This window comes from Mucilaginibacter glaciei (assembly GCF_014773245.1).
Taxonomy (GTDB): domain Bacteria; phylum Bacteroidota; class Bacteroidia; order Sphingobacteriales; family Sphingobacteriaceae; genus Mucilaginibacter; species Mucilaginibacter glaciei.
The window spans coordinates 98,758-122,808 of the sequence record NZ_JACWMX010000004.1 but is presented as its reverse complement, the minus strand read 5'-3'; the positions used below and the strand labels follow the sequence as shown (position 1 = coordinate 122,808).

26 protein-coding genes are annotated in these 24,051 nt (G+C 43.7%); 16 read left to right on the top strand and 10 right to left on the bottom strand.

Translation table 11 applies throughout. The annotated features are described in order from the left end of the window. Positions 1-87: 87 nt before the first annotated feature. On the top strand, positions 88-723 hold the full coding sequence (locus IDJ76_RS10490) for a peptidase associated/transthyretin-like domain-containing protein (RefSeq protein ID WP_191163274.1): 636 nt from the start codon (positions 88-90) through the stop codon (positions 721-723). Positions 724-843: 120 nt separating this feature from the next. On the opposite strand, the gene def is transcribed toward IDJ76_RS10490, so the two are convergent. Continuing rightward, entirely contained in the window at positions 844-1,416 is a 573-nt protein-coding gene (def, locus tag IDJ76_RS10485) for a peptide deformylase (RefSeq protein WP_191163273.1), read from the bottom strand. Between the two features lie 18 nt (positions 1,417-1,434). Beyond that, on the bottom strand, positions 1,435-2,667 hold the full coding sequence (locus IDJ76_RS10480) for a M16 family metallopeptidase (protein WP_191163272.1): 1,233 nt from the start codon (positions 2,665-2,667) through the stop codon (positions 1,435-1,437). Positions 2,668-2,797: 130 nt separating this feature from the next. On the opposite strand from IDJ76_RS10480, the gene hpt reads away from it, so the two are divergent. The 4 genes from hpt (at position 2,798) to IDJ76_RS10460 (ending at position 4,971) form a co-directional block, all read left to right on the top strand. Continuing rightward, positions 2,798-3,337: a hypoxanthine phosphoribosyltransferase gene (hpt, locus tag IDJ76_RS10475; protein ID WP_191163271.1), complete on the top strand. Its 540-nt coding sequence runs from the start codon at positions 2,798-2,800 to the stop codon at positions 3,335-3,337. Between the two features lie 216 nt (positions 3,338-3,553). Further along, a complete protein-coding gene (locus IDJ76_RS10470; RefSeq protein ID WP_191163270.1) occupies positions 3,554-4,297 on the top strand; it encodes an SRPBCC family protein in 744 nt (247 codons plus the stop codon). A gap of 54 nt (positions 4,298-4,351) precedes the next feature. Next, a complete protein-coding gene (locus IDJ76_RS10465) occupies positions 4,352-4,564 on the top strand; it encodes a DUF2281 domain-containing protein (RefSeq protein WP_191163269.1) in 213 nt (70 codons plus the stop codon). Further along, positions 4,564-4,971: a type II toxin-antitoxin system VapC family toxin gene (locus tag IDJ76_RS10460; RefSeq protein ID WP_191163268.1), complete on the top strand. Its 408-nt coding sequence runs from the start codon at positions 4,564-4,566 to the stop codon at positions 4,969-4,971. Before IDJ76_RS10465 ends, IDJ76_RS10460 begins: the two co-directional genes overlap by 1 nt. Before the next feature lie 2 nt (positions 4,972-4,973). On the opposite strand, the gene mfd is transcribed toward IDJ76_RS10460, so the two are convergent. Next, on the bottom strand, positions 4,974-8,324 hold the full coding sequence (gene mfd, locus IDJ76_RS10455; RefSeq protein WP_191163267.1) for a transcription-repair coupling factor: 3,351 nt from the start codon (positions 8,322-8,324) through the stop codon (positions 4,974-4,976). A gap of 140 nt (positions 8,325-8,464) precedes the next feature. Between mfd and IDJ76_RS10450 the strand changes: the two genes are divergently transcribed. The 7 genes from IDJ76_RS10450 to IDJ76_RS10420 all read left to right on the top strand — a co-directional run bounded on the left by IDJ76_RS10450 (position 8,465) and on the right by IDJ76_RS10420 (position 12,835). After that, on the top strand, positions 8,465-8,878 hold the full coding sequence (locus tag IDJ76_RS10450) for a DUF4199 domain-containing protein (RefSeq protein ID WP_191163266.1): 414 nt from the start codon (positions 8,465-8,467) through the stop codon (positions 8,876-8,878). Then, complete coding sequence (locus IDJ76_RS10445; RefSeq protein WP_224746283.1) at positions 8,871-9,185, top strand: DUF2752 domain-containing protein; 315 nt, start codon at positions 8,871-8,873, stop codon at positions 9,183-9,185. Before IDJ76_RS10450 ends, IDJ76_RS10445 begins: the two co-directional genes overlap by 8 nt. A 148-nt stretch (positions 9,186-9,333) precedes the next feature. Continuing rightward, positions 9,334-9,693 carry a TM2 domain-containing protein gene (locus tag IDJ76_RS10440; protein ID WP_191163265.1) on the top strand — a complete coding sequence of 120 codons (360 nt, stop codon included), beginning with the start codon at positions 9,334-9,336 and terminating at the stop codon, positions 9,691-9,693. A gap of 474 nt (positions 9,694-10,167) precedes the next feature. After that, entirely contained in the window at positions 10,168-11,265 is a 1,098-nt protein-coding gene (locus IDJ76_RS10435; protein ID WP_191163264.1) for a Nif3-like dinuclear metal center hexameric protein, read from the top strand. Beyond that, positions 11,265-12,008, top strand: coding sequence for a zinc ribbon domain-containing protein (locus IDJ76_RS10430; RefSeq protein ID WP_191163263.1), 744 nt, complete (start codon positions 11,265-11,267; stop codon positions 12,006-12,008). Before IDJ76_RS10435 ends, IDJ76_RS10430 begins: the two co-directional genes overlap by 1 nt. Before the next feature lie 180 nt (positions 12,009-12,188). Further along, positions 12,189-12,419: a hypothetical protein gene (locus IDJ76_RS10425; RefSeq protein WP_191163262.1), complete on the top strand. Its 231-nt coding sequence runs from the start codon at positions 12,189-12,191 to the stop codon at positions 12,417-12,419. A gap of 107 nt (positions 12,420-12,526) precedes the next feature. Beyond that, positions 12,527-12,835 carry a GIY-YIG nuclease family protein gene (locus IDJ76_RS10420; RefSeq protein ID WP_224746282.1) on the top strand — a complete coding sequence of 103 codons (309 nt, stop codon included), beginning with the start codon at positions 12,527-12,529 and terminating at the stop codon, positions 12,833-12,835. A gap of 96 nt (positions 12,836-12,931) precedes the next feature. Here the strand turns inward: IDJ76_RS10420 and IDJ76_RS10415 are convergent, their stop codons facing one another. From IDJ76_RS10415 to IDJ76_RS10395, 5 genes are all read right to left on the bottom strand, one after another. Continuing rightward, positions 12,932-14,002, bottom strand: a complete 1,071-nt coding sequence (locus tag IDJ76_RS10415; protein WP_191163261.1) for a PA0069 family radical SAM protein — start codon at positions 14,000-14,002, stop codon at positions 12,932-12,934. A 29-nt stretch (positions 14,003-14,031) separates the two neighbouring features. Continuing rightward, complete coding sequence (locus IDJ76_RS10410; RefSeq protein WP_191163260.1) at positions 14,032-14,673, bottom strand: response regulator transcription factor; 642 nt, start codon at positions 14,671-14,673, stop codon at positions 14,032-14,034. Continuing rightward, the gene (locus IDJ76_RS10405) at positions 14,639-15,490 is read right to left on the bottom strand and encodes a sensor histidine kinase (protein ID WP_224746303.1); all 852 of its coding nucleotides are present in this window, start codon (positions 15,488-15,490) and stop codon (positions 14,639-14,641) included. The genes IDJ76_RS10410 and IDJ76_RS10405 overlap by 35 nt, the downstream gene beginning before the upstream one ends. Further along, positions 15,465-15,950: a hypothetical protein gene (locus IDJ76_RS10400; RefSeq protein WP_191163258.1), complete on the bottom strand. Its 486-nt coding sequence runs from the start codon at positions 15,948-15,950 to the stop codon at positions 15,465-15,467. Before IDJ76_RS10400 ends, IDJ76_RS10405 begins: the two co-directional genes overlap by 26 nt. 170 nt (positions 15,951-16,120) lie before the next feature. After that, complete coding sequence (locus IDJ76_RS10395; protein WP_191163257.1) at positions 16,121-16,696, bottom strand: hypothetical protein; 576 nt, start codon at positions 16,694-16,696, stop codon at positions 16,121-16,123. A gap of 212 nt (positions 16,697-16,908) precedes the next feature. Here IDJ76_RS10395 and IDJ76_RS10390 point away from each other — a divergent pair, with 212 nt between their 5' ends. The 4 genes from IDJ76_RS10390 to IDJ76_RS10375 all read left to right on the top strand — a co-directional run bounded on the left by IDJ76_RS10390 (position 16,909) and on the right by IDJ76_RS10375 (position 21,122). Continuing rightward, the gene (locus IDJ76_RS10390) at positions 16,909-17,505 is read left to right on the top strand and encodes a hypothetical protein (protein ID WP_191163256.1); all 597 of its coding nucleotides are present in this window, start codon (positions 16,909-16,911) and stop codon (positions 17,503-17,505) included. A 64-nt stretch (positions 17,506-17,569) separates the two neighbouring features. Continuing rightward, the gene (locus tag IDJ76_RS10385; protein WP_191163255.1) at positions 17,570-18,355 is read left to right on the top strand and encodes a C1 family peptidase; all 786 of its coding nucleotides are present in this window, start codon (positions 17,570-17,572) and stop codon (positions 18,353-18,355) included. Positions 18,356-18,419: 64 nt separating this feature from the next. Beyond that, on the top strand, positions 18,420-19,904 hold the full coding sequence (locus IDJ76_RS10380; protein WP_191163254.1) for a hypothetical protein: 1,485 nt from the start codon (positions 18,420-18,422) through the stop codon (positions 19,902-19,904). A gap of 129 nt (positions 19,905-20,033) precedes the next feature. Continuing rightward, on the top strand, positions 20,034-21,122 hold the full coding sequence (locus IDJ76_RS10375; protein WP_191163253.1) for a metallophosphoesterase: 1,089 nt from the start codon (positions 20,034-20,036) through the stop codon (positions 21,120-21,122). 90 nt (positions 21,123-21,212) lie between these two features. Here IDJ76_RS10375 and IDJ76_RS10370 read toward each other — a convergent pair whose 3' ends face one another. Further along, on the bottom strand, positions 21,213-21,851 hold the full coding sequence (locus IDJ76_RS10370; protein WP_191163252.1) for a LutC/YkgG family protein: 639 nt from the start codon (positions 21,849-21,851) through the stop codon (positions 21,213-21,215). Between the two features lie 91 nt (positions 21,852-21,942). Next, the gene (gene ftsH / locus IDJ76_RS10365) at positions 21,943-24,045 is read right to left on the bottom strand and encodes an ATP-dependent zinc metalloprotease FtsH (RefSeq protein WP_191163251.1); all 2,103 of its coding nucleotides are present in this window, start codon (positions 24,043-24,045) and stop codon (positions 21,943-21,945) included. Positions 24,046-24,051: the final 6 nt, after the last annotated feature.

Below are 24,051 nucleotides of genomic sequence, written 5' to 3'. Positions count from 1 at the left end.
ACGTGTTGAGTTAGTTCAATGATGTATTTTTACCCGCCGGTTAAAACAATATTTAACCCTATAGGTAGTTATACTACGGATTTATAAATGAAGAAGTTAATTGGCATATTGTTATTGTTTGTATCGTTCGGCGCGCTGGCGCAGAAGAAGGAGCAGCCATTGGTGCAATTTACCGGCGTTATATTCAATGCCGATAGCAGCAATGTGATTGTACCGTTTGTGAACATTACCAATCTAAATGACCACGGTAACGTAACTGCCGCCAACTATAAAGGTTATTTTTCTTTTGTGGCGCATGAGCAGGATACCCTGCGTTTTACTGCAGTGGGTTACGCACCTGTGATGGTGGTTATACCGGCTAACGTTGCCAATAAAAGCTATACTACACAGGTAAAGATCAAGCCGCAGATCAATAACCTGCCGGTTGTGCGGTTATTTCCATGGGCTACAACAGACGAGTTCCGTAAGGACTTTGTTTCTGCTAAATTAGCGGATGACGACCTGGAGATTGCCCGTAAAAATGTAAGCCGCGCAGCCTTATTCGCATCGCAAAATACACTGGCACGTGACGGGCATGAGATCCAATCGGCTAACGCAACCCAATTCCACAACAATATTGTTAATTCGCACTCTATTACTAACCCGCTGCTGAACCCTTTAGCATGGGGTAGTCTGATCAAATCAATTGCCGACGGCGATAAGAGCAGAAGCACGTCGAATTAGGAGAGGTAAGATAGTAAGAATCAAAGGTCAAGAAATTAAGAAAGCCGCGAACATTTGTTCGCGGCTTTCTTGTTATATTTTCAGTCTTGGCTCTTGATTCTTACTATCTTGCGTTCGCTGCTATCTCCCTTTCTTAGCAGCCGGGAATTTCATCCGGTAATCTACGTCGACAGCGCCTTTTGAAATATCATTCAAGCGTTTTTCAATCAGTCGTTTTCGTAAGGGGCTTAACTTATCTGTGAATAATTTACCTTCAATATGGTCGTATTCATGCTGAATAACACGGGCGGCCATTCCCTTAAATGTTTCTTCGTGGTGTTTCCAGGTTTCGTCGTAGTAAGAAATGCGCACAACCGGCTTGCGCGACACATCTTCGCGGATATCCGGGATGCTTAAACAGCCCTCATTAAACGACCACTCTTCACCGGTTTCTTCCAGTATGGTGGCGTTTATAAATACCTTTTTAAACCCTTTTAGATCCGGGTCTTCATCATCAAATGGCGAGGCATCTATCACGAACAAACGCATCGACATTCCTACCTGCGGGGCGGCCAATCCTACACCGCGCGCACCGTACATGGTATCAAACATATTATCTACCAATTCTTTAATATGCGGGTACTCATCAGGCTCAATTGACGTGGCTTTGCGCCTTAAAACAGGGTCGCCGTATGCGATGATAGGGTATTTCATTATACAAAAGTAATAGTTTTACGCTTTAGGCTCAAATAATAAGGTTATCATACGGTCATTATCAAATATTTCGTTGCTGACACCCAGCAGGTCTTCTGCCGTAACCGAGTTTATCTTACTAAAAATATCTTCTAAAGAGTCGATGCGATCAAAATCAAGCAGGCTTTTAGCCATAGATATGATCAGGCTCATACGGTTCTCTTCGGCCAATGCAATTTGCCCGATAAATTTTTCCTTTGCCTGTTTCAGTTGTATCGGTCCCAGCTTATTGTCTCGCAGCTTTTTTAGTTCTTTATGCACCAGTTTCAGGGCCTTTTCTGCCTTGCCGGCATCGGTGCCGAAATAGATAGAGAAAATGCCTGTGTCGGTTAACGATGTGTAATTACTTTCTATAGTGTATGCAATGCCGTATTTCTCACGGATCTCCAGGTTTAATCGGTTACTCATACCCATACCGCCCAATACGTTGTTAAGCAAAAGCAAACCATATTTGTTAGGGCTTGCCGACGGGTACGCCCTGCCACCCAGCACACAATGCGTTTGATTGATAGGTTTTTGGATAGTATGAATGGAGCTTTTAATCGCCTCAGGCGTGATACGGTTTTTTTGATGGTTGTTCTCTGCAACCCCGCCAAAATACTTTTCGCACAATTTCACCAGCTTTTTAAAATCGTAGTTGCCATAAACGGCAAAGATCATTTGATGCGTATTGTTATTAGCGAGCGTGAATTGTTTAATATCATCACCACTTAGAGCCGCTACAGATTTGGGGGTGCCCAATATATTTTTACCTATGGGGTGGCCGTCAAAGAGCAAAGCCTCAAAATCATCCTGGATGGCTTCTTCGGGCTGATCTTCATAGCTGGCAATCTCATCTAAGATCACGCCGCGCTCCTTTTCCATTTCCTGTTCGGGGAAGGTAGAGTGGAACAGGATATCCTCAAAAAGATCTACGGCCCGCTCCAGGTGCTGGTTTAGCAACGATGCGTGAATACAGGTATATTCTTTTGTGGTGTACGCATTCAGGTCGGCACCTACCAACTCCAGGTAGTTGAGTATCTGGTTGGTGCTGCGCCTTTCGGTTGCTTTAAACACCAGGTGCTCAATAAAATGCGCGAGGCCTTCCTTTTCGGGCAGTTCATCGCGTGAGCCGGCGTTTAGCACAAAGCAGCAATGGGTAATGGGCGATGGTGAAGGTTTAAAAAGGATCCGGATACCGTTGGGCAGCGTATGAATATAATGGTCTGTCATGCAATTCAAATATAGTATTTATCTTTTTTGGATGTGTATACCGCTGTCAAGTTGATTATTACAAAGCCAGGTGAATAGTTGATGACGATATTTTTACACTACGCATCAAAAAAAAATATATTTTAGTACGATGAAACTACAAATAGCCGACCTGGAGTTTGAGCCGCTGATATCGCCCGAGAAAATTCAGCAGCGCGTTGCCGAAGTTGCACAGCAAATCAACGAAGATTTTGAGGGTAAGGAGCCCATATTTGTAGGAATCCTAAACGGTAGTTTTATGTTCGCTGCCGATTTGGTTAAAGAAATTGTAGTGCCCTGCGAAGTTACGTTTACTAAGCTGGCTTCCTACTTTGGCGGTCTGTCGAGCACCCGCACCATTCGCGATGATTTTGACCTCCATGTAAACATTGAGAATAAAGATGTGATACTGGTTGAAGATATTATTGACAGCGGTAATACCATCAAATACCTGATAGAGAAACTAATGGTACGCAAGCCGGCGTCTATCACCGTTTGCACCCTTCTTTTTAAACCCGATGCTGTAGTATACAGCATTGAGGAGTTGAAATATGTAGCCTTCCAGATCCCTAATGAATTTGTGGTAGGTTATGGGTTAGATTACAAAGAACTGGGCAGGAATTTAAAAGGGATTTACAGGAAGATAGGGTAGCACATTATGCTTCAACAACTTTCTAATAATAGAAGAACGTTTGCTATTGCTATTACCTGCATAATTTGCTGGGTTTGCGCTTTTATTAACCTGAAAATTTTCCCAAGTTACTCTGTTGGCTTGTTTGTTTGGCTACCTACGGTGTTAGGTGCATTGGCAACAATATTTTACGCTTACAAAAATGAGGTACGGAAAGTTTCTTGTTTTAAGCTGACGTTGGCAACTCTACTAATCTTTTGCCTGGGTTTACTAACTTTTGCGTTTGAAGGCATCATTTGCATTGTGATGGCCGCGCCGATAGGGTTATTCTTTGCCTGGTTAGGCTATTTGATAGGGTATGAGATAGTCCGGAGTAAAACGGTTAGCCCGTCAGTGGTAGCCATACTATTAATTGTCTCAATGCCTGTAATAAGTGGCTTTGAATATGTTCAAAGTAGAAGTGATAAAGAACAGTTAAGTACAGTGACAACCCGCATCATCATAAAAGCATCGCCGGAAGCTGTCTGGAAAAATGTTATTCAATTCCCTCAATTAAGCCCGCCGTCTGAATTGATTTTTAATGCTGGCATAGCATATCCTATTAATGCAAAGATTGATGGGGTAGGCGTGGGTGCTATCAGGCGTTGTAATTTTTCGACAGGTAGCTTTATTGAACCCATAACCGTATGGCAGCAACCGCATTTACTTAAGTTTGATGTAGATGAACAGCCTGAAACGATGAAAGAATTAAGCTTTTATGACCTGCACCCCAATCATATACATGGCTATTTTATTTCCAAACATGGGCAATTCAATATAAACCGGTTAAAAAACGGCAGCACATTATTAGAAGGTACTACCTGGTATTACAACAAGATAAAACCTGTTGCGTACTGGAACATCTGGTGCGATTTTATTATCCATAAGATACACGAACGTGTATTAGCGCACATCAAAGTAGAGGCCGAGAAAGCTGCTTAAAAGTTAAATCCTTAGCTTGTAATTTGTACTACAACTATTGTTATATTTGTTATTATGCTCACTACCATAAAAGGATATTACGAAGAAGGGCGTATTGTTTTAAGCGAGGATGCACCGGTGTATTCTAAAACCGATGTAATGGTGACATTTTTAACAGGCCCCGACGAAAATAAACCCAATAAAAGGGTGCCCGGAAGCTTAAAAGGAAAAGTAGAATTGCCGGATGACTTTAACGAGCCATTAGATGATCTTAAAGATTATATGTAATGTCTACTAATAAGTATCTTTTAGATACTCACTGCCTCATATGGTTTCAACAAAATAACAGTAGCCTCCCTAAGCGCGTTGTAGAAATAATACAAGATGCGGATAACGCAATCTTATTTAGCCAGACAAGCTTATTTGAGTTAGCAATAAAATTAAAGTTGGTCAAACTTGATAAGTTTTCAATCTCAATTGAAGAATTCTATTTACAAGCGATAGCTGATGGCTTTGAATATCTCCCAACGGAAACGCAACATTTGTATGCATACGGTAAGGTTCCACTTTTCGAAAACCATCGTGACCCTTTTGACACACTATTGATAGCTACGGCGACTGAAGAGAAAGCTACAATATTATCAGGCGATGAAAAATTCGGTCTTTACAAAGATATTGTCAACGTTGTTTGGTAACCTTAAGCCGGCTGCCACGCAATCTCGCTCAAAAATTCAACGGCCTGGTCAATAGAATTAACACTTTCAATACTTAATCTCAGGGTATTCTTTACTTCCTTTAAATTGGTACGTCGCGGGTTGCGTTGTACAAAGTTGAGCACTTCTTTAAAGGCATCGGTTTCAAAGTAGGATGATTGCTGGTTGGCAATGAAATATCCGCGCAGCACATTCTTTTTAAGCGACACTTTTTCAAACCCGATAGCTTTTCCCAGCCATTGCAGGCGCATAGAATTCAGCAGGTCATTAACCGTAGGCGGGACAGGGCCGAAACGGTCATGCAGTTGCTGTTTAAAGGCGGCCAGCTCGGTCTCATTTTCCAGTTTGCTTAGCTCGGTATACAAATTATAACGCTCGGCAATGCTGGTTACGTATTCGTCCGGGATCATGATCTCCTGGTCGGTGTCTATCTGGGTAAAGGAAATGTACGGCCTTGGCTTATCATCCGGGAACACGCCCTTAAATTCATCTTCTTTCAGTTCCTGTATGGCCTCGTCCAGGATCTTATGGTACATATCAAAGCCGATCTCGGCGATAAAGCCGCTTTGTTCTGCGCCCAAAAGGTTACCGCTTCCGCGGATGTCCAGATCGCGCATGGCTACGTTAAAGCCGCTGCCCAGGTCGCTAAACTCTTCAATGGCGCTCAGGCGCTTGCGGGCCTCGTTGGTTAATGTACTTAACGGCGGACTCAATAAATAACAGTAAGCCTTTTTATTGCTCCGCCCCACACGGCCGCGCATCTGGTGCAGATCGCTCAGGCCAAACATGTGGGCATGGTTAATAATGATGGTGTTGGCGTTCGGGATATCCAAACCTGCTTCGATAATGGTTGTGGCTACTAATACGTCGTACTCGTGGTTCACAAATTTCAGCATCACATCTTCCAGCGCGTCGCCCTCTAACTGCCCGTGGGCAATACCGATGCGTGCTTTGGGAACAAGTTTATGGATCATGCCCCCTAATTGCGGCAAATCAGCCACGCGGTTATGGATAAAGAACACCTGTCCGTCGCGCTCTATCTCATGCTCGACAGCTTCTTTGATCAGCGTATCATTAAACACATGTAATTCGGTAACCACCGGCTGCCTGTTGGGCGGCGGGGTGGATATAATGGAAAGATCACGCGCACCCATCAGGGAAAAATGCAGTGTACGCGGGATCGGCGTTGCCGTCAGCGTCAGCGTATCTACGTTGGCGCGCATCTGCTTCAGCTTTTCTTTGGTGCCTACGCCAAACTTCTGTTCCTCGTCAATGATCATCAGGCCCAGATCCTTAAACTTCACATCCTTACTCACCAAACGGTGCGTGCCGATAATAATATCCACCTTGCCTTCCTTTAACCCGGCAAGGGTATCTTTGATCTGTTTATTAGTTTTAAAGCGGTTTACGTAATCTATATTGCAGGGGAAACCCTTTAGGCGGTCACTGAATGTTTTGTAATGCTGGGCGGCTAAAATAGTAGTAGGCACCAATATGGCCACTTGCTTGCTATCGGCCACGGCTTTAAATGCTGCACGAACGGCAATCTCTGTTTTACCAAAACCCACATCACCGCAGATCAGTCTGTCCATAGGATGCGGTGATTCCATATCCTTTTTAAAATCGGTAGTGGCTTTTTCCTGGTCGGGGGTGTCTTCGTAAAGGAAGGACGCTTCCAGCTCGGTTTGCAAGTAACTATCCGGCGAAAACGCGTTGCCATCCTGCGCCTTACGCACGGCATATAGCTTGATCAGGTCGCGGGCAATATCTTTAACTTTTTTTTTTGTGGTTTTCTTGAGGCGTTCCCAGGTATCGGTACCCAGCTTGTTCATGCGGGGCTGCGTACCTTCTTTGCCGCTGTATTTGCTGATACGGTTTAGCGAATTGATATTCACGTAGAGCAGATCGTTATCAGCATAGATCAAACGGATCATCTCCTGCGTTTTGCTGTTCACTTCTACCTTTTCCAGCCCGGCATATTTGCCAATACCGTGATCGATGTGGGTGATGAAATCGCCGGGTTTCAGATCACGCAGTTCTTTCAGCGTGATAGCTTGCGAGCGCTGGTAACCCTTTTTAAGCTTGTATTTGTAGTAACGGTCAAAAATCTGATGATCGGTATAGCAGGCCAGTTTGTGTTCGCGGTCAATAAACCCTTCGCGGATGCTGATGCTAACCGGTGTGAATTTCACGGTTTTATCCAGATCTTCCAGGATCGCATACAAACGCTCTACCTGTCTCGCACTATCCGTCAGGATATAGTTCTCTATCTTTTCAGCCTCGTTGTTCTTGAAATTATGGATCAGCAGGCTAAAATCTTTATTAAAAGATGGCTGCGGGCGCATATCAAAACTGATCTGCGTGGCATCAGTATAAAAAAACTGCTTGCCAAATTCTACTACCGAAAAATCGCGCAGCTGGTCGGCAATTAGTTTTTCGTCCGTAAAACTAAATTTAGGGTCTATCCAATCGGGGTTTTGGTTTTTATCCTCGGCAGATAAAGCCTTCCATAACTGGGTTGCCTTTTTGTGGCCCGTTTGGATAATGTCCAGCGTAAACTGTACATCCTTTATCCATACGCAGGTGTCTGGCTCTACATATTCCAGCAGGGAAATATTGTTCTCTGTTAAAAATTTAGATTGTACGTTAGGGACTATGGTGATATTCTTCACCTGCTCAACAGAAAGTTGGCTCTCTATCTCGAATGTACGGATCGACTCGATAAAATCGCCGAAGAACTCTACCCGGTAGGGCAGGTCATGCGAGAATGAAAAGATATCAACGATACCCCCACGGACAGAGAATTGTCCCGGCTCATAAACAAAATCAACCCGGTCAAAATCATAATCAACTAAAAACTCGCTGATGAATTCGATATTGAGTTTATTGCCTACAGAAATTTCTAAAGTGTTTTTTTCTAATGATGCCCGGTCTATCACCTTTTCGGCAATGGCTTCCGGGTAAGTTACGATCAGCTGACCGTACTCGGTAGAATGGTTCAGCTCGTTCAATACCTCGGCACGTGCCAGTACATTGGCGCTATCGGGCTGGGTAAATTCAAATGGTTTGCGGTACGATGAGGGGAAGAGCAAAACATCCTTGCCGGTAAGGCTCTCCAGGTCGGCCAGAAAGTAAGAGGCTTCTTCGCGCTCGGGCAGCACAAAAATCATGTGCTTGTGCTGCAAAAAATACAATGCTGCCGCCATGGCCGCATCCCCCGACCCGACTAAACCACGCAGTTGTATCCTTGGATTTTTACCGGAATTTAGCGCTTGCGCCAATGCCTTAACCCGCTCGTCTGCCTTGTATCGCTCTAATATATCACGGATGTTCAAATCGGTACAAATATAGATAAAAAAGGGTTTTTAAAGCCCGCAGGTTAATTATCAGATTTTATAGCAAACAATTTGGGGTATTGTTTACTTTTAAATGATATTTCCAAACCACACGCAATTTTAACCAAACTTTATACAATATGAAGAATTCAGTAATTTTCGGGCTATTAATAGGTGTTTTAAGTATCATATGGCTATTTGTGATGCGCTCAACAGAACACAACATAGTTGACAGCCAGGTAGCACCAATAGAATATGCATCGGCATTGATCCCGCTGATAGGCTTATACTTTGGCGTTAAACAATTTAGGGATGGCGAATTAGAAGGCAAAATGGGCTTTTTAGAAGCATTGGTCCAAGCCTTTAAGATTTTGCTGGTAGGCGGTGTAGTAACCATTTTTGCAGGTATTTTATATATTAACTACATGGTATCGGGTAACGATACCAGTTTCCAGAGCTTTAGCGGCCGTATTTTTGGCGCATTGCTGGTTGGTGTAATTATGGCATTTGGTGTATCTTTATTGCTTACCACCAAGAGCAATAAGGTTGATTAAAAAGCTTTTCAGCAGATACTTCGAACTAACATTTTGGATAGTGGCCCTGATATGCCTGGCGTTTATGAACCCGGCAGATCAGGGCCATTTTAGTTTATGCCCCTTAAAACTCATGGGCTTTAAATGGTGCCCCGGCTGCGGGTTGGGACATGCTATTTCTTACCTCTTCCATGGCGACATCAGAAAATCTTTCCGGGCACACTGGCTGGGCATACCCATCGTAGTCGGGTTGCTATACCGCATTTATACGCTTATCTTTTTGAGGCACAGGTATGATATCCCGCATACGGCTTCAAAACCTCTTTAAATCATCTTCGGTGAAAATGTATTACCCGTTTCGCCGAATAAACCGCCGCATTTACCGATAGTTTATTACAGGCTGCCTATATTCTATTGGCGTACGTGCTATTACGCCGTAGTTTTACATCATCAATCACAAACAAAACACTACGACAATGGAAACTTACAATCCTTATATGTCATTACCCGGCATCACTACCGAAGAGATGGCATTTTTACACCAGGCAACAAATGAGTTGAATGATACCCAGAAACAAAGTTTTTTTATGGCCTACTCTGGTAAAAGGAAAAGCGCACAGGATATTTTAATATTTACGCTGCTGGGTTTCGTTGGCATAGCCGGTGTGCAACGGTTCATTACCGGGCAGATATTGATGGGGATCTTCTACTTTTTTACTGCAGGCTTTTGCTTTATCGGTACCATAGTAGATTTAATTAACCATGAAGCTATCGCCACAGATTATAACAAAAAAATGGCTTACGAAAGCTTCCAGATAGCTAAAATGAGCTTCTAATAAATACGCTTAAACCTTATCACATTATATCACTACCATGAAAACGCTAAAAAAATCGACCAGCAAATTAACAGCGCGCTTTGATAAAGAATTGATGAACCTGTTAATGAGCGACCTGAAAGCCGCAAAAGCCAAAAGCCGCTTAAAAGCATAAGTAGCCAGGCTCTACAATATCCAAAGATCAAAACGAGGTAAGAATTGGAAGGTTATGCCATTAATCCGCGCCAAAGAAAATATTACCACCCGTTTTGATCTTTGTTGCGTTGAAATGTTTTGGCTATCGCATAGTTACTCACCCCGCGACCCTTTCTTCGACTGCGGCGAAAAGAGGGTGAGAACAAATTCTACATTACCCTCTTTGCGAAGCAGAGAGGGTCGGCCAGCGAAGCGTAGCCGGGGTGAGTCAACTCGCCGCCAAATAAAATTCCTTTCCAACCTTTCAATCTGCTTAATCGTGTACTATCTTCGGGTTATATGAAATTAGCACAGCTAACCGCTTACCTGGAAAGCCTGGCCCCGCTGGCCTACCAGGAAGATTATGATAATAGTGGCCTTATCGTCGGCCGGCCCGACCAGGAAGTTACCCAAGCCCTGATCTCTTTAGATTGTACAGAGGCCGTGGTTGATGAGGCTATTACCACCGGATGTGAGGTCATCGTTTCGCACCACCCTATTGTTTTTAAGGGGCTAAAAAAATTTAACGGTAAAACCTATGTAGAGCGCGTAGTGGAGAAGGCCATCCGCAACAACATTGCGCTTTATGCCATCCACACCAACCTGGATAATGTAATGGTGGGGGTTAACGCCCGCATTTGCGAAACATTGGGCCTGGTTAATTACCATACGCTGGCACCCAAGCACGGCATCCTGAAAAAACTGGTTACCTATGTGCCCACCGCGCAGGCCGACCAGGTGCGCAACGCCCTGTTCCATGCCGGGGCGGGCAACATTGGCAATTACAGCGAGGTGAGTTTTAACGCAGAAGGTGCCGGCACTTTTAAAGCGGGAGAGGGCACCGACCCTTATATAGGCGAGCCGGGCATCCGACATTGGGGAGAAGAGGTTCGCATTGAGACCATTTATCCGGCCAATTTGGAGAGCAAGATTTTGATGGCGCTGGTATTAGCGCACCCCTATGAAGAGGTAGCCTATGATCTATATAACCTAACCAACCAGCACCAGCAGGTAGGCAGTGGAATGATAGGCGAACTGGACGTGCCCATGAGCGAAGAAGAGTTTTTGCGTGAGGTAAAGCAAAATATGCAGGCCGAAGTGATCAGGCATACGGCTTTTACCGGGAAGCAGATCAGGAAAGTGGCGGTATGTGGCGGCTCTGGAGGGTTTTTATTGAAACACGCTATTGCAGCAGGTGCCGACGTTTTTATTACAGCCGATTACAAATACCATGAGTTTTTTGACGCAGAGGGAAAGATACTTATTGCTGACATCGGACATTTTGAAAGTGAGCAATTTACGCAGCAATTATTGTATGAATTAATTCAAAATAAATTTGTTAACTTTGCCATCCGTTTAACAAAAGTGAATACAAACCCCGTCAAATATTTTATTTAATGGAACAAACCATAGAACAAAAGCTTAAAGCTTTATACGACCTGCAACTTATCCACACAAAAATTGATAAAATACGCCAGGTAAGAGGTGAACTGCCTATGGAAGTTGCCGACCTGGAAGATGACGTTGCCGGCTTAGAAACCCGTATACAGAAAATAAAGAATGAGCTTGATGATCTGGAAGACGAAATTGTTACCCGCAAAAATCTGATCAAAGATTCACAAGCGAACACTAAAAAATACGAAACGCAACTTAACGAGGTTAAAAATAACCGTGAGTATGATGCAATTTCAAAAGAAATCGAGATCCAGGGCTTAGATATACAAGTGAGCGAAAAGAAGATTAGGGAATTTGGTTTTGAGATTGCATCAAAGACCACCGTTTACGAAAAAGCCCTTGCCGATCTGGAAGCCCGCCGCAGCGACCTTGACGCTAAAAAAGATGAGTTAGGCACTATTACTGCCGAAACTGAAAAAGAAGAGAACGAGTTAACTACCCAGGCCGAAGCGTCGACCGGTGGTATTGACGAGCGTTTGTTAATTGCTTACAACCGTTTGCGTAAAAACGCTAAAAATGGTTTAGCAGTAGTTACCATTCAGCGCGATTCATGTTCAGGTTGCTTTAATCAAATCCCGCCACAACGGCAGTCGGATATCCGTCAACGCAAAAAAATTATCGTTTGCGAACACTGCGGCCGTATTTTGGTTGATGAGCAAATGGCTTTGGAAGAAGAGAACGTTTAATCAAGAAACCACGTATAAATTTAATATCGAAAGGCTCCGTTTACGGGGCCTTTCTTGTTTTTAAAACGATCTTGATATTGTTGTAAGGACTTAGTAATCCTATGAGCAATTTATATTTTTTCAAATAAAACGCTACAACCCGCGTTAACGTTTATCTTTACAACCGAAGAGATAAGCGACATGGGACTACCACTACGAATAACATTTAACGACCGGGATTACGTTTACCAGATTATAAATAGCAACCTGATCAACCAAAATACAGTTGAACTGGAGTTGCTGCTCAACGGTGAAAAACTACAACTGATAAAAGAGAAAACCATCTGGATCCAAAAAGACGGCGACCAAACACTCGACCCTAATTTTGTGCAGGCCCTGGGCAGGTCGGTATCGTTACGGTTGCGGATGTAATCAGGAAAATAGAACTTAAAGATCAAACCACTACACACGTCTTTGCGAGGTACGAAGCAATCCCCGCCAGGACGGTAACGAATTATTAAAGATCTTTTCTAATTTGCATGATGGTATTTCAAAGAGGTGGCTGTGTTTACATAATGACCAATCAGCAGCACCTGGTACTATATATCGGCGTTACGTCAGATCTCATCACCAGGATTTGGCAGCACAAAAACAAAATTCATCCAAACAGCTTTTCTGCCAAATACAACTGTAATAAGCTTGTTTACTATGAGGCTTATTCACATATCGAAGAAGCGATTGCCGTTGAGAAAATAATTAAAGGCGGAAATAGGGCAAGTAAAATTAAATTGATCAACGCAATGAATCCAAATTGGAATGATTTGTATGAGGAATTAATGGAACAATAGACTTCATGTCGGCGATAAGCGTATCGGGGATTGCTTCGTACCTCGCAAAGACGTGCGTGATGGGTAACGTGCGCAGAGTTCCACCAAAATCAACGGTCAAAACAAATCCATCTGCTTCCCGCCCCTTGGCGTAAACAAACTCAGGTCATACCCCGGCATTTCGCGGCCGGAGAGGAAGCGGACGCAGGCCATACGGTATAATTGATGAATGGAGCTGGCTACGTGCCCCTCGCCGCTCATCCGGCGGCCAAAATCGCTGTCGTTTAGCTTCCCGTCATGACAGGCCTTTATCATGTTAAGTACCTTCTCGGCACGATCTGGGAATGCTTTGTAGATCCAGTCGGTAAAGATCTCCGCGATGCTGCCGTTCAGCCGAACAATAGTAAACCCGGCAGATAGCGCCCCGCGGTCGGCAGCGGCTTTAATAATATCCGGGATCTCGTTACTGTTTAAGCCCGGTATAATGGGTGCTACCATCACCCGGCAGGGGATGCCTTTGTCTGACAGTTTTTCTATTACCCGCAGGCGGCTCATGCCGGTTACCGTTCGTGGTTCCAGCTTTTGCCGTAGCGACTCGCTGAGTGTAGTTACAGACATGTTTACGTGCGCGAGTTTCATGGCTGCCAGCTCGCTCAAAATATCCATATCGCGCAGTATCACATTGTTTTTAGTGATGATGCTCACCGGGTGTTTGTATTTCAAAAAAACCTGCAACAGCCCGCGGGTAATTTTTAGTTTGCGTTCTATCGGCTGGTAACAATCGGTATTGCCGGATAGTACGATAGGGATGGGCTGATAACCGCGTTTATTAAAATACTTTTCCAGCAGTTCGGGTGCGTTGCGTTTAACGATGATCTTACGCTCAAAATCAAGGCCGGCGCTAAAGCCATAATATTCGTGGCTGTTACGGGCGTAGCAATAAATACAGCCGTGCTCGCAACCCTGGTAGGGGTTAATGGAATGGAAATGGCTCAGGTCCGGGCTGTTAGATTCACTTACGATCTTTTTGGGGTTCTCTTCAAAAAGCTGGGTATGCGTGTTTTCAAGCAACTGCTCATCCAATCCCTCTATATGCTCCTGCACATATTTATTTTTTAAAAACTTGTTGTGGGTGTTAACCTGGGCCCCCCGCCCTTTAAAAAACTCCTCATTCTGCTCATGCGACATAGAGCAAATTTGCTAAAATAATTAGCAAATTACAATTGTACCAAGTTGTTTTTTATGGCATATAAAACCAGGCCCACCCGGCTTTTTATCTGTAATTTTTCAAAAAGCTGGTCGCGGTAGCCATCAACGGTGCGGGCGCTGATGCACATTTGGTCGGCAATTTCTTTATAGGTGAGTTCGGTGCCGGCCAATTTTAAAAACTCCAGCTCGCGGTTGTTGAGTTTAATTGGGTCAACGCCGCGGTTAAAGTTATTCACTAAGTGTCGGGTTACAAATTCGGGATAATATAATTCGCCCTGTGCTACTTTTTTAAGGGCTTGTTCAAATTCATGGGGTTCGGCATCTTTTAACAAATAGCCTTTAACGCCTAACTTCACCATATTTAACACCTTATCGGCATCCTCAAACATAGATAGGATGATGATACAGATATCCGGGTAGTTTGCCCGCAGCCACTGTGCAGTTTGGGTGCCAGCCATCACCGGCATGTTAAGATCAAGCAAGATAATATCGGGTTTAAATTTTGGCGATAGCTTGCGGGAAAGTTCTTCGCCGTTGGCGGCCTCCAGCATAATTGTGTAACCGCTAAAACTGTTGATCAATGATACCAGCCCGCTTCTAAAAAGGCGATGATCATCAACCAGTGCTATCTGGATGTTTTGGGTCGGCATAGGGTTGTTGTAATAAGGGGTCAATAGTTATTTTAACACAACAACCCTTGCCCGGTTCGCTATCAATTGTAGCGGTAGCGCCAATCAAGGTTGCCCTATCCGTAATGTTTTTTAACCCCGAGCCGTTGCCCGTTAAATCGCCGGTTAAAAAACCTATCCCGTCATCTGCGATGGTTAAGTTAAATAATTGCTCAGAATATTGCAAGCTGATTTTCAAATGTTTAGCACCCGAGTGTTTGAGTGAATTATTTAATGCCTCCTGAAAAATGCGGAACAGCACCAGTTCGCGCTCGTCGCCTAAAGACAGTGCATCGCCCGCTACAATAAACATTGCCTTAAGCAGGCCACTTTTATTGATCCGGTCAACATCAAAAGCAATAGTTTTGGCAAGGCCTAAGTTTGCGATGTGTTCAAAGCTCATGCTTTTAGACAAGTCGCGAAGATCGGTAATTACTTGTGCTACCAATTTGCGGCTCTCATTTATTTTATCAGCTTTATCGGTCTCATTCAGGTCGCCAGTCATGGCCAGGTTCAATTTTACAAAAGAGAGCACCTGCGTAATGTTGTCATGAATTTCGCGGCTTACATGGGTGAGTGTTTGCTCCTGAATTTCATTCTGGGTTTTAAGCAGCTCCTGCTGAAAAGCCGCCTGCAGGGAAGCTTGCTCCTGTTTATTCTGAATTTGCTTTTTATTGTAAATAGCTACAAAGTAAACTACAAAGCCCACCAGGCAAATAAAAACCAAAAATGCAGATAGTATCAGTATTTGCATTTCAAGCTCTTCGTTATTATTAATTATGTGGGCTGTTTTCACCATCAAACTTATTGTTTATAAATAACGCATAGCCAAAGAGCCCGTAAAAGGATAGGCTGATGATATAGATAATGCTATCCAGCAGGCTGGTATCTATGTTGTGTTTGTTAAAATAGTTGATCATCCCCAAGTTAAAAAGGGTTACTGCCGAAAAGATAAGCATCGCAATATTAAACCAGAATACACTTTGTTTGTAAAGAGGTATTAACACGGGGTTTAATAACATTTGCCTGAAAAGCAGCAATGTATAAAAAATGTAAACGGCCTCAGATAACAACACACTGTTAGAAGGGAACGATAACAGGAACGATTGGTTGTAAAAGGTATTTACTACTGAAAATGCAATAAACGGGATAATTAAGAGAAGTATTATCTTCCTAAGCGTTGGATCTTTAATGAGGTGATAATATATGATAGAGAACAAAACAAAATGTACAATGGCGATAATGTGATATGCCGGCATGCTGGAGTGAATCGTTTTTATTAAAAGCCTTGTAGCACACTCGCTTACAAAGGAATAAGTTGCCAAAACCGCCAAAAACCTAAAAGGAACGGTTAGCTTTTTAAAGCGAACCATTCCGATTGTGGACGATGTCAATAAAACAAGCAGGTAGATCAAGAAGTGAGGCCGCATTAGTTGCAATTTTTCGGGCAGGTATCAACATAGTCAAATTGCAATCCGGATGTATCACGCCTTGATGTGGCAAGCGGGCCGTATGGCTTTGCGCGGTCGCCCATATAGCTGCCGGATATAACAAAAGTAAAGATCTTTTTATTATCCGCCCTTTTTTTAGCCATTGTTAACCGGATGCCGTCAGGGTCTTTTTTATGCGCGAATAAGGTATCGATGAGCACCTTAGAAATGAAAAAAGATTTGAGGTGGTCATTTCCGTTAGAGTCAGCTTCATTTGTGTGGAGCGATGCGTTATACCATTTTTTATCATACTCCAGATAGTTGTTTTGCATGCTATCGGCTTTACTATACCAAATACGGTGGGCTTTAAAAATGCTGTCTTTCACGGATTGCAGTGCTTTTAACGTATCCTGGTACGTGCGCGGCATAAACTTGTTGTATGCTATTTCGTATTGTATCCTGTCGTTATTCCCGGCGAAGGATTGCTCTTTTGGGGAAACGGCATACACTCCTATCAAAAGGCCACCCATAAGGCCTGTTAATAAGGTTAAGGAAGTTTTAAATAAATTTTTCATGATCAAATTGTTTAAGGTTGTATCACCAAAAATACCTCAGATACAAATCATCTGCACCCCGTGTTTTCACGGTATTTCAAAGTTAAAATAACGCTTAAATCGGGTTTTTCCCTCATTGCCGATCTTGATGCTCCTTTGCAATTTTGTGATGGCAGCCGGATGATCGGTTGTTCCCGTTTAGCCGAAAAGGGGTTAGAGTAAGCACAAATAAAATGAAACAAATTTATATTTTTTTGATCATCAGCTGCTCCGTAACAGGTTCGTATGCGCAGGCCCACTTTTCTGATGCAGCAGTTGGGTCTATTGTAGCATCGGTGCTTGATTATAGCACGTTTTCAAAAGCGAATAAGCAGCCCATCATTTTTAACATCACTAAAAGCAAATGGGCTCCTGCCGACGGCCGGAAAGTTAACGGATCTAAATACGGTGCTTACGCAGGTACAGTGCCTGATTTAAGGGGCGTTTTTTTAAGAGGGTTGAACAAATTTTATGTTGGGATGCCGGATAATATACCCCAAGCCGACCCGGACATCAGAACCGCAGGAAGTTTTCAGCCCGACACCATAAAAAGCCATAAGCATGTATTAAATGATCCGGGTCATACCCATCCGGTGGCCAGCGGATATTCTACCGCTGGTGGGTCGAACGGCAAGCCTGGCGGCGAATTAACCAATGGGGGGAATGGCAACGGCGATAGAAACGTTCATCCGGCATTGCAAAACACTACCGGGATAACTATGAATGAATACGGGGGGGCCGAAACGAGACCTAAAAATGTGGCGGTCTATTGTTACATCAGGATTAATTGATACATACTATAAGTTACCGGGTAAGCCGAAAACGGATTTAGAGTAGGCAAACAATCTTAAAATTATGAACCGCTCAAATGTATACTACGGCTGGAAGCCCGATCTGCCCGATTTTCGCGATTTTAGGTATGCCGCACCGGCACCGGTTTTAGAAGCACTGCCCGCTAAGGCAGACCTTAGAGAAAAATGCCCGCCTGTATATAACCAGGCCCAACTGGGCAGCTGTACGGCCAACGCCATTGCCGGGGCATTTGAGTTCGACCTCATGAAACAGGCCGCCCCGGTATTTACCCCGTCAAGGCTATTTATATATTACAATACAAGGGTAATTGAAAACACGGTGAATACCGATGCCGGCGCTTATTTGAGGGATGGTATGAGCAGTATAAGTAACATTGGCGTATGCAACGAGCAAATATGGCCTTACAACATCAGTGAATTTGCAACCAAACCGTTTGAAAGCTGCTATAAAAAAGCGGCAGGGCATAAAGCCTTGAGTTTTTACAGGGTTGACCGCAGCTTAGATCAAATGAAGGGCTGTTTGGCCGATGGGTATCCCTTTGTTTTTGGGTTTAGCGTTTATGAACAGTTTGAAAGCCAGGAAGCGGCTGCAACCGGCACCGTAAACCTGCCATTACAAACCGACAAATTTAAGGGCGGTCATGCCGTGGTTGCTGTTGGTTATAATGACGCTGCAGAAAGGTTTTTGGTAAGAAATAGCTGGGGCGAAGGTTGGGGGATGCATGGATATTTTACCCTGCCGTATGCTTATTTACTGAACGAGCACCTTTCAGATGATTTCTGGACTTTGAGGCTCGTTAGCGAAGCCCCGGCACTACAACCGGCATAATTTAATTATGTAAACAGTGCTAACCCAGTGCGTTTAGCGGGCCCGGCATTTAAAAAACCATCAAATGAAAAAAGTATTTACCCTAACTGCTATAGCAGCATTTTTTATGAGCGCCGGGCCAGCTTTGGCGCAGCAGGCAACCGGCGATAAATCGGCCATTTTTGAAATTAACCCGGTTGGGCAAGATGTATTTAGTAACAAAGCAAAGTTCAGGAGTTTTTATAAATTCCGTATTACCCATGTAAATGCCATAAAGCTAATTGGCTATACTACATCAAAGCCGGTTAATTTTGAAAGCACAGTGCCAAACATATTTGCCGATACAAATTTACCGGCACTGCCTGCCGGCACCCCGGCCGTTGTGCCCGCCGCCCCGCCAGCACTTGCCTGGGCTGCTATACCAAAACCAAAAGGGCCTAAACCAGAGTTGACTCAGAAACAACTGGACGCTTTAAAAAATACTTTTGCCGACAAATACAATGATTTTACGCATGATTACCGAAACGTGCAATTATATATCGCTGCCGAAGATTCGTTATATAAAATGCTGCCCGATATCATTGTGCCAGACCCTGCAGGCTTACAGCGTAATGTTGAAATGTACATGTTAAACATATACGATGCTGATCATGAATACGAACTTGAAGCAAAGCTTAAAGTCACGTTATCAAATATTTATGACAATTACATCGCACTTAAACAAGCTTATGAGTCGCTTAATAAAATAACCAATACCAGCAATACGGTTTTAACCGGGGCATTAAAAGACAAAACCGGATCGATCACAGTAACTGTTGATAAAGCCAGCGTATTGATAAAAACCGACCCTTTTTTTCTGGATCAATACACCGCAGCCACCAAAATATATGATGAACTTAATAAAGGCGACGCACAAGCTAAGATATTTAACAAAGCTTTTAAAGGGATCAGCCTTTTCAGGCGTATTATACAACCGCATGCCTTTGAACTGTTCACAAATTCATCGCAGATTATGGATGATGAGAATTTGGAAACACCCGTGCTAAAGGATGAAAAGGGCACAATTGTTAAAACGTTTAACCCGGTTAGCATTAGGGCTTACGGGGGTAGCAAGGTTGATTTTTCTACCGGATACCTCGTAACTTTCAGGGGCGACGATAATTACGCCTATTACTATGCAGATGGCAAGATTAAAGGCGTTGCAAAACAATCGCATAATTCAATAACGAACTCCATTGGGGCTCTTGCGCACTGGTACCGCAGAAATGCTACAGGGGCCTCTGTAGCATTAAGCGGTGGATTTAGTTTAACAACAGATGGCGTTATAGGGTTTTACGCAGGCGGCAGCGGCCTTTTCCTTGAAAAGAACAGGCTGGCACTATCGGCAGGGTTATCGTTTGTTAAAGTGAAGGTATTAAACACCGGTAATCTGGATAAGGTGACAGACACTAATAAATACACCTTTAATTCTACCGAAACCACTATAAATTACGATGCGCTTTACAAACCTGGTTTCTTTGTTGGCATAACCTATAACATATTCGGCACCAATAAGTCCGCAGCAAAGTAACCCTAATTCGGGGGGATTAGGGGGTTAGAAAGATTTAGTGGAGGAGTTTACCTTTTCCACTATCTTTCTTAACAGCATTAGGGTAACGGTAATGATAACACAAAAGGGTACCTTGCCTGTTTACCAGCCATGCGCAGATTTTTGCAACGCTTATTATATAAACCGGTATCGCGCCTGGCCGATAAATACTCGTCGCGGCCAAATAAGGCGCGGGTAAACAAAGCGCTGAATGCGCTCCACAAAAGCATTATTACCAAGCCCGGTAAAAAGGGTTTGGTGATCCCGTTCGATAACGCCACCGACAAATTTATCATCCTGTCTGATCAGCATAAGGGGGCTCGTGACGGCGCGGATATCTTCGCTAAATCCGCCAAGAATTACCTTGCGGCATTAGCGCATTATAATCTGGAAAAGTTCATTTACATTAACCTGGGCGACAGCGAGGAGCTTTGGGAAAACCTTTTTATAACTGTTAAGCGGCACAACAAAGCAACTTTTGAAAAGGAAAAGCTTTTTTTAGAGGAGGACAGGTTTGTAAAGATCTTTGGCAACCATGACCTGTATTGGGGTAATGACCCTTTGGCCGCGGTTAGTTTGATGCAAATTTACGGCAAGGCTATCAAAGTTTATGAAGGGGCTATTTTACAAACTACCGTTAACGGCAAGCCTTTAGAGGTCTTCCTCACACACGGCCACCAGGGCGATCTGCAGAGCGATGGCAACTGGTTTAGCAAATGGTTTGTAAGCGAAGTTTGGGGCAAGCTGCAGGGCTATCTGCGCATCAACCCCAATACGCCGGCCTACAACAATCAACTGAAAACAGATCATAACCGGATTATGTATGAATGGAGCAGTAAGCGAAAAAATTTGGTGCTGATAACCGGGCACACCCATCAGCCGGTGTTTAGGTCCATGACGCAATTAGAAAATCTGTATAATTCTTTAGAGATCGCTAAAAAGCAAAATAAGTTAGAGAAAATTAAAGATTTTGAGAAGAAAATAACCGATTTGCACCTGAAAGGCAACGCCCAGCCCAATTTTAACGGCTACCTGGACACTTACTTTAATAGCGGCTGTTGCTGCTTTAACGACGGCGATATTACCGGGATTGAAATAGAAAATGGTTGCATCCGACTCATCAAATGGAGCTACCTAAAAAAGGTAAGCGTACGCACGGTTTTAGAAGAAAGCAAGCTGGAAGATTTAAGGCTGGAGTAGTTAGGATATGAGAATCAAGACTTGAGAGTCAAGACAAAAAGCGTAATTGCCTGTCTTTAATCTTGTCTCTATCAGTCTTATGTCTTTTGACTACCCGTCCAACAAAAATACAAACAGTTCTTTCGGGCCATGTGCACCTAAAACGAGCGTTTTTTCAATATCGGCGGTGCGGCTGGGGCCGGTTACAGTAGTGATCATTGAAGGGATTTGGCTGCCATATTTATGCTTCATTAGTTTAAAGGCGTCCTTCAGATCGGGTACCAGCTGTGAGGTGTAGGCCAGCACAATATGCACCGGCGGATAAATGCTTAACCTGCGGCCTGCGGCGTTAGCATTGGAAAGCATGATGCTGCCGTTACGCGCAATTAAAGCTTCGCAAAGGGTAAAGCCAACATCAGCCTGATCAAAGTCTTTGTCTGTTTCAAAAAAAGGATATTCGTAGGTTTTCAGTACCTCTTGCAGGGCAGTTTCCCAACAGTAAATTTTATGCCATTTACGTTCCTCGGCCAATTCTAATAAATTCTCTATGAATTGTACCTCGTCTTCACAAAAAACAAACTGCCCGCTTACAGCTGTAAATTGTTCGGCAAATGTAACCTCCAATATCTCATCATCGGGCGGGTATAGCGGCAAGTCCTCCAGGTTGGGGTAGGGATTATCCCGCTTCTCTAAAAGTGCCTTACGCACTTTTTTAAGCAGCTTTTCTTTTGATGTGGTATTATCCCTCATGGCAGGTTAAAAGTAAAAAGTCTAAAGTTAAAAGTATAACCCTTGCAGGTTTATCTTTCAACTTTAGACTTTTATTCTGTCTAAAACTATTTTAAATATTAGTATCGGCCGATCCTTCTATCCTCGATAACTCCGGATTGATCAGGTTGTCAGGAATAGCATTATTGTCAGGTACAAGTGCTGCGGGCTCACCATTTACAAATTTATCATAAGCAGTACGGTGTTCAAACGGACGTTTACCCAATATCTCTTCCAGATCTGATTGGAACAACACCTCTTTTTCTAACAATTTAGCAGCTACATTCTCCAACCCTTCGCGGTGTTTGATCAAAAGCTCTTTCGTGCGGCTGTAAACAGAGTCTATCAGGTTACGCACCTCGGCATCAATTAGCTCTGCAGTTGCATCAGAGTAGGGCTTTACAAACTGGTTATCGCCCTGCGGGTCGTAGAAGGAAAGGTTACCTACCTTTTCGTTCATCCCGTAGATCTTCACCATACCGTAAGCAAGGCGGGTAATCCGCTCCAGATCGCTCAGTGCACCGGTTGTAATTTTACCGAATACGATATCCTCGGCAACACGGCCACCCATAGAGAGTGTCATGTCGTCAATCAGTTCCTCTTTGGCAACTAAAAACCGCTCATTTGGCAGGTATTGGGCGTAACCCAATGCTGCAACTCCACGCGGAACGATAGAAACCTTCACCAAAGGATCTGTATGTTCCAGGAACCAGCCTGCAATAGCGTGGCCTGCTTCGTGATAAGCAACAACCTTTTTCTCTTCTGGCGTGATCAATGTATTTTTCTTTTCCAAACCGCCGATCACACGATCGATAGCGTCTTGAAAATCCTTCATATCAACAGCTTCCTTATTTTGGCGAGCTGCTATCAAAGCGGCTTCGTTGCAAACGTTAGCAATTTCAGCACCTGCAAAACCGGGGGTTTGTGCTGATAACTTCTTAGGGTCAACACCTTCGGCCAGTTTAAGGGGCTTTAAATGTACCTTAAATATCTGCTCACGTCCGTTCAAATCCGGTTTATCTATAGATACCTGCCTGTCAAAACGTCCCGGGCGCATTAAAGCACTGTCAAGAACGTCAGGACGGTTAGTTGCCGCCAAGATGATAATACCTGAATCGGTACCGAATCCATCCATTTCTACCAGTAACTGGTTCAGGGTGTTTTCGCGTTCGTCGTTACCACCCATCATATTGTTTTTACCACGGGCACGGCCAATAGCATCAATCTCGTCAATAAAGATAATACACGGCGCCTTATCCTTTGCCTGGCGGAACAAATCACGCACACGTGAAGCGCCCACACCCACAAACATCTCTACAAAGTCTGAACCCGAAAGGGAGAAGAACGGCACCTGAGCTTCGCCGGCAACGGCTTTAGCTAAAAGCGTTTTACCAGTACCCGGCGAGCCAACTAATAGCGCACCTTTAGGGATCTTACCACCAAGGTTGGTGTATTTTTTAGGGTTTTTCAGGAAATCAACAATCTCCATCACCTCTTGCTTGGCTTCTTCCAAACCGGCAACATCGTTAAACGTTACAGAAACCTGCGCCTCTTTATCAAACAGGGTAGCCTTTGATTTACCGATGTTGAAGATCTGGCCGCCGGGTCCACCACCTGCACCGCCACTCATGCGGCGCATAATAAATAGCCAAACACCAACCAGCAACACAGCCATTATAATGCATTGCACCAACCAGTTGCTTAACAGGTTTTCTTTACCTTGCTCATATTTGATGGGCGTTTTGTCAGCATCGGCCAGGTCTTTCTCGGCATTGTTGATAGATTGCTTTAAACTTTCATAGCTGGCATCAGTGAAAAAATACTGAGGGCCATCTGCCGGCATGCCAAAACCGCGCTGTGGTTTAGCTACCTTTTCAAATTTGGGTTTGGTAAGGCTATCTTTTTTAATATAAACCTCGGCCATTACCAGGTCGCCGTTTTTGTAAGCGGTAATATGGTCAACATCATGCGTTTTAAGCATAGTGTTACTAAACGTCTGGAAATCTATTTGGGTGCCGTTGTTACCACCCAACAGTGTAGGTACAACCAATAACCCAATAATTGCTATGGCATAAAGCCACATTAAGTTAAATTTAGGCGGTTTTGGCGTTATTTTTTTATTCGGAACCTTACGGGAAGGCTTAGTGCTTTCAATCTTATTATCGTTATCTTTCATTTTTAT

Coding starts and splice junctions, on each gene's coding strand:
- IDJ76_RS10400 (WP_191163258.1), bottom strand. CDS start 15,950: ATGCCGGCATATCACATTATCGCCATTGTACATTTTGTTTTGTTCTCT.
- IDJ76_RS10405 (WP_224746303.1), bottom strand. CDS start 15,490: ATGGTGAAAACAGCCCACATAATTAATAATAACGAAGAGCTTGAAATG.
- ftsH (WP_191163251.1), bottom strand. CDS start 24,045: ATGAAAGATAACGATAATAAGATTGAAAGCACTAAGCCTTCCCGTAAG.
- IDJ76_RS10370 (WP_191163252.1), bottom strand. CDS start 21,851: ATGAGGGATAATACCACATCAAAAGAAAAGCTGCTTAAAAAAGTGCGT.
- IDJ76_RS10375 (WP_191163253.1), top strand. CDS start 20,034: ATGCGCAGATTTTTGCAACGCTTATTATATAAACCGGTATCGCGCCTG.
- IDJ76_RS10450 (WP_191163266.1), top strand. CDS start 8,465: ATGAAGAATTCAGTAATTTTCGGGCTATTAATAGGTGTTTTAAGTATC.
- IDJ76_RS10425 (WP_191163262.1), top strand. CDS start 12,189: ATGGGACTACCACTACGAATAACATTTAACGACCGGGATTACGTTTAC.
- IDJ76_RS10460 (WP_191163268.1), top strand. CDS start 4,564: ATGTCTACTAATAAGTATCTTTTAGATACTCACTGCCTCATATGGTTT.
- IDJ76_RS10415 (WP_191163261.1), bottom strand. CDS start 14,002: ATGTCGCATGAGCAGAATGAGGAGTTTTTTAAAGGGCGGGGGGCCCAG.
- IDJ76_RS10430 (WP_191163263.1), top strand. CDS start 11,265: ATGGAACAAACCATAGAACAAAAGCTTAAAGCTTTATACGACCTGCAA.
- def (WP_191163273.1), bottom strand. CDS start 1,416: ATGAAATACCCTATCATCGCATACGGCGACCCTGTTTTAAGGCGCAAA.
- IDJ76_RS10480 (WP_191163272.1), bottom strand. CDS start 2,667: ATGACAGACCATTATATTCATACGCTGCCCAACGGTATCCGGATCCTT.
- IDJ76_RS10435 (WP_191163264.1), top strand. CDS start 10,168: ATGAAATTAGCACAGCTAACCGCTTACCTGGAAAGCCTGGCCCCGCTG.
- IDJ76_RS10385 (WP_191163255.1), top strand. CDS start 17,570: ATGAACCGCTCAAATGTATACTACGGCTGGAAGCCCGATCTGCCCGAT.
- IDJ76_RS10490 (WP_191163274.1), top strand. CDS start 88: ATGAAGAAGTTAATTGGCATATTGTTATTGTTTGTATCGTTCGGCGCG.
- IDJ76_RS10390 (WP_191163256.1), top strand. CDS start 16,909: ATGAAACAAATTTATATTTTTTTGATCATCAGCTGCTCCGTAACAGGT.
- IDJ76_RS10465 (WP_191163269.1), top strand. CDS start 4,352: ATGCTCACTACCATAAAAGGATATTACGAAGAAGGGCGTATTGTTTTA.
- IDJ76_RS10380 (WP_191163254.1), top strand. CDS start 18,420: ATGAAAAAAGTATTTACCCTAACTGCTATAGCAGCATTTTTTATGAGC.
- IDJ76_RS10410 (WP_191163260.1), bottom strand. CDS start 14,673: ATGCCGACCCAAAACATCCAGATAGCACTGGTTGATGATCATCGCCTT.
- IDJ76_RS10440 (WP_191163265.1), top strand. CDS start 9,334: ATGGAAACTTACAATCCTTATATGTCATTACCCGGCATCACTACCGAA.
- IDJ76_RS10420 (WP_224746282.1), top strand. CDS start 12,527: ATGATGGTATTTCAAAGAGGTGGCTGTGTTTACATAATGACCAATCAG.
- IDJ76_RS10395 (WP_191163257.1), bottom strand. CDS start 16,696: ATGAAAAATTTATTTAAAACTTCCTTAACCTTATTAACAGGCCTTATG.
- hpt (WP_191163271.1), top strand. CDS start 2,798: ATGAAACTACAAATAGCCGACCTGGAGTTTGAGCCGCTGATATCGCCC.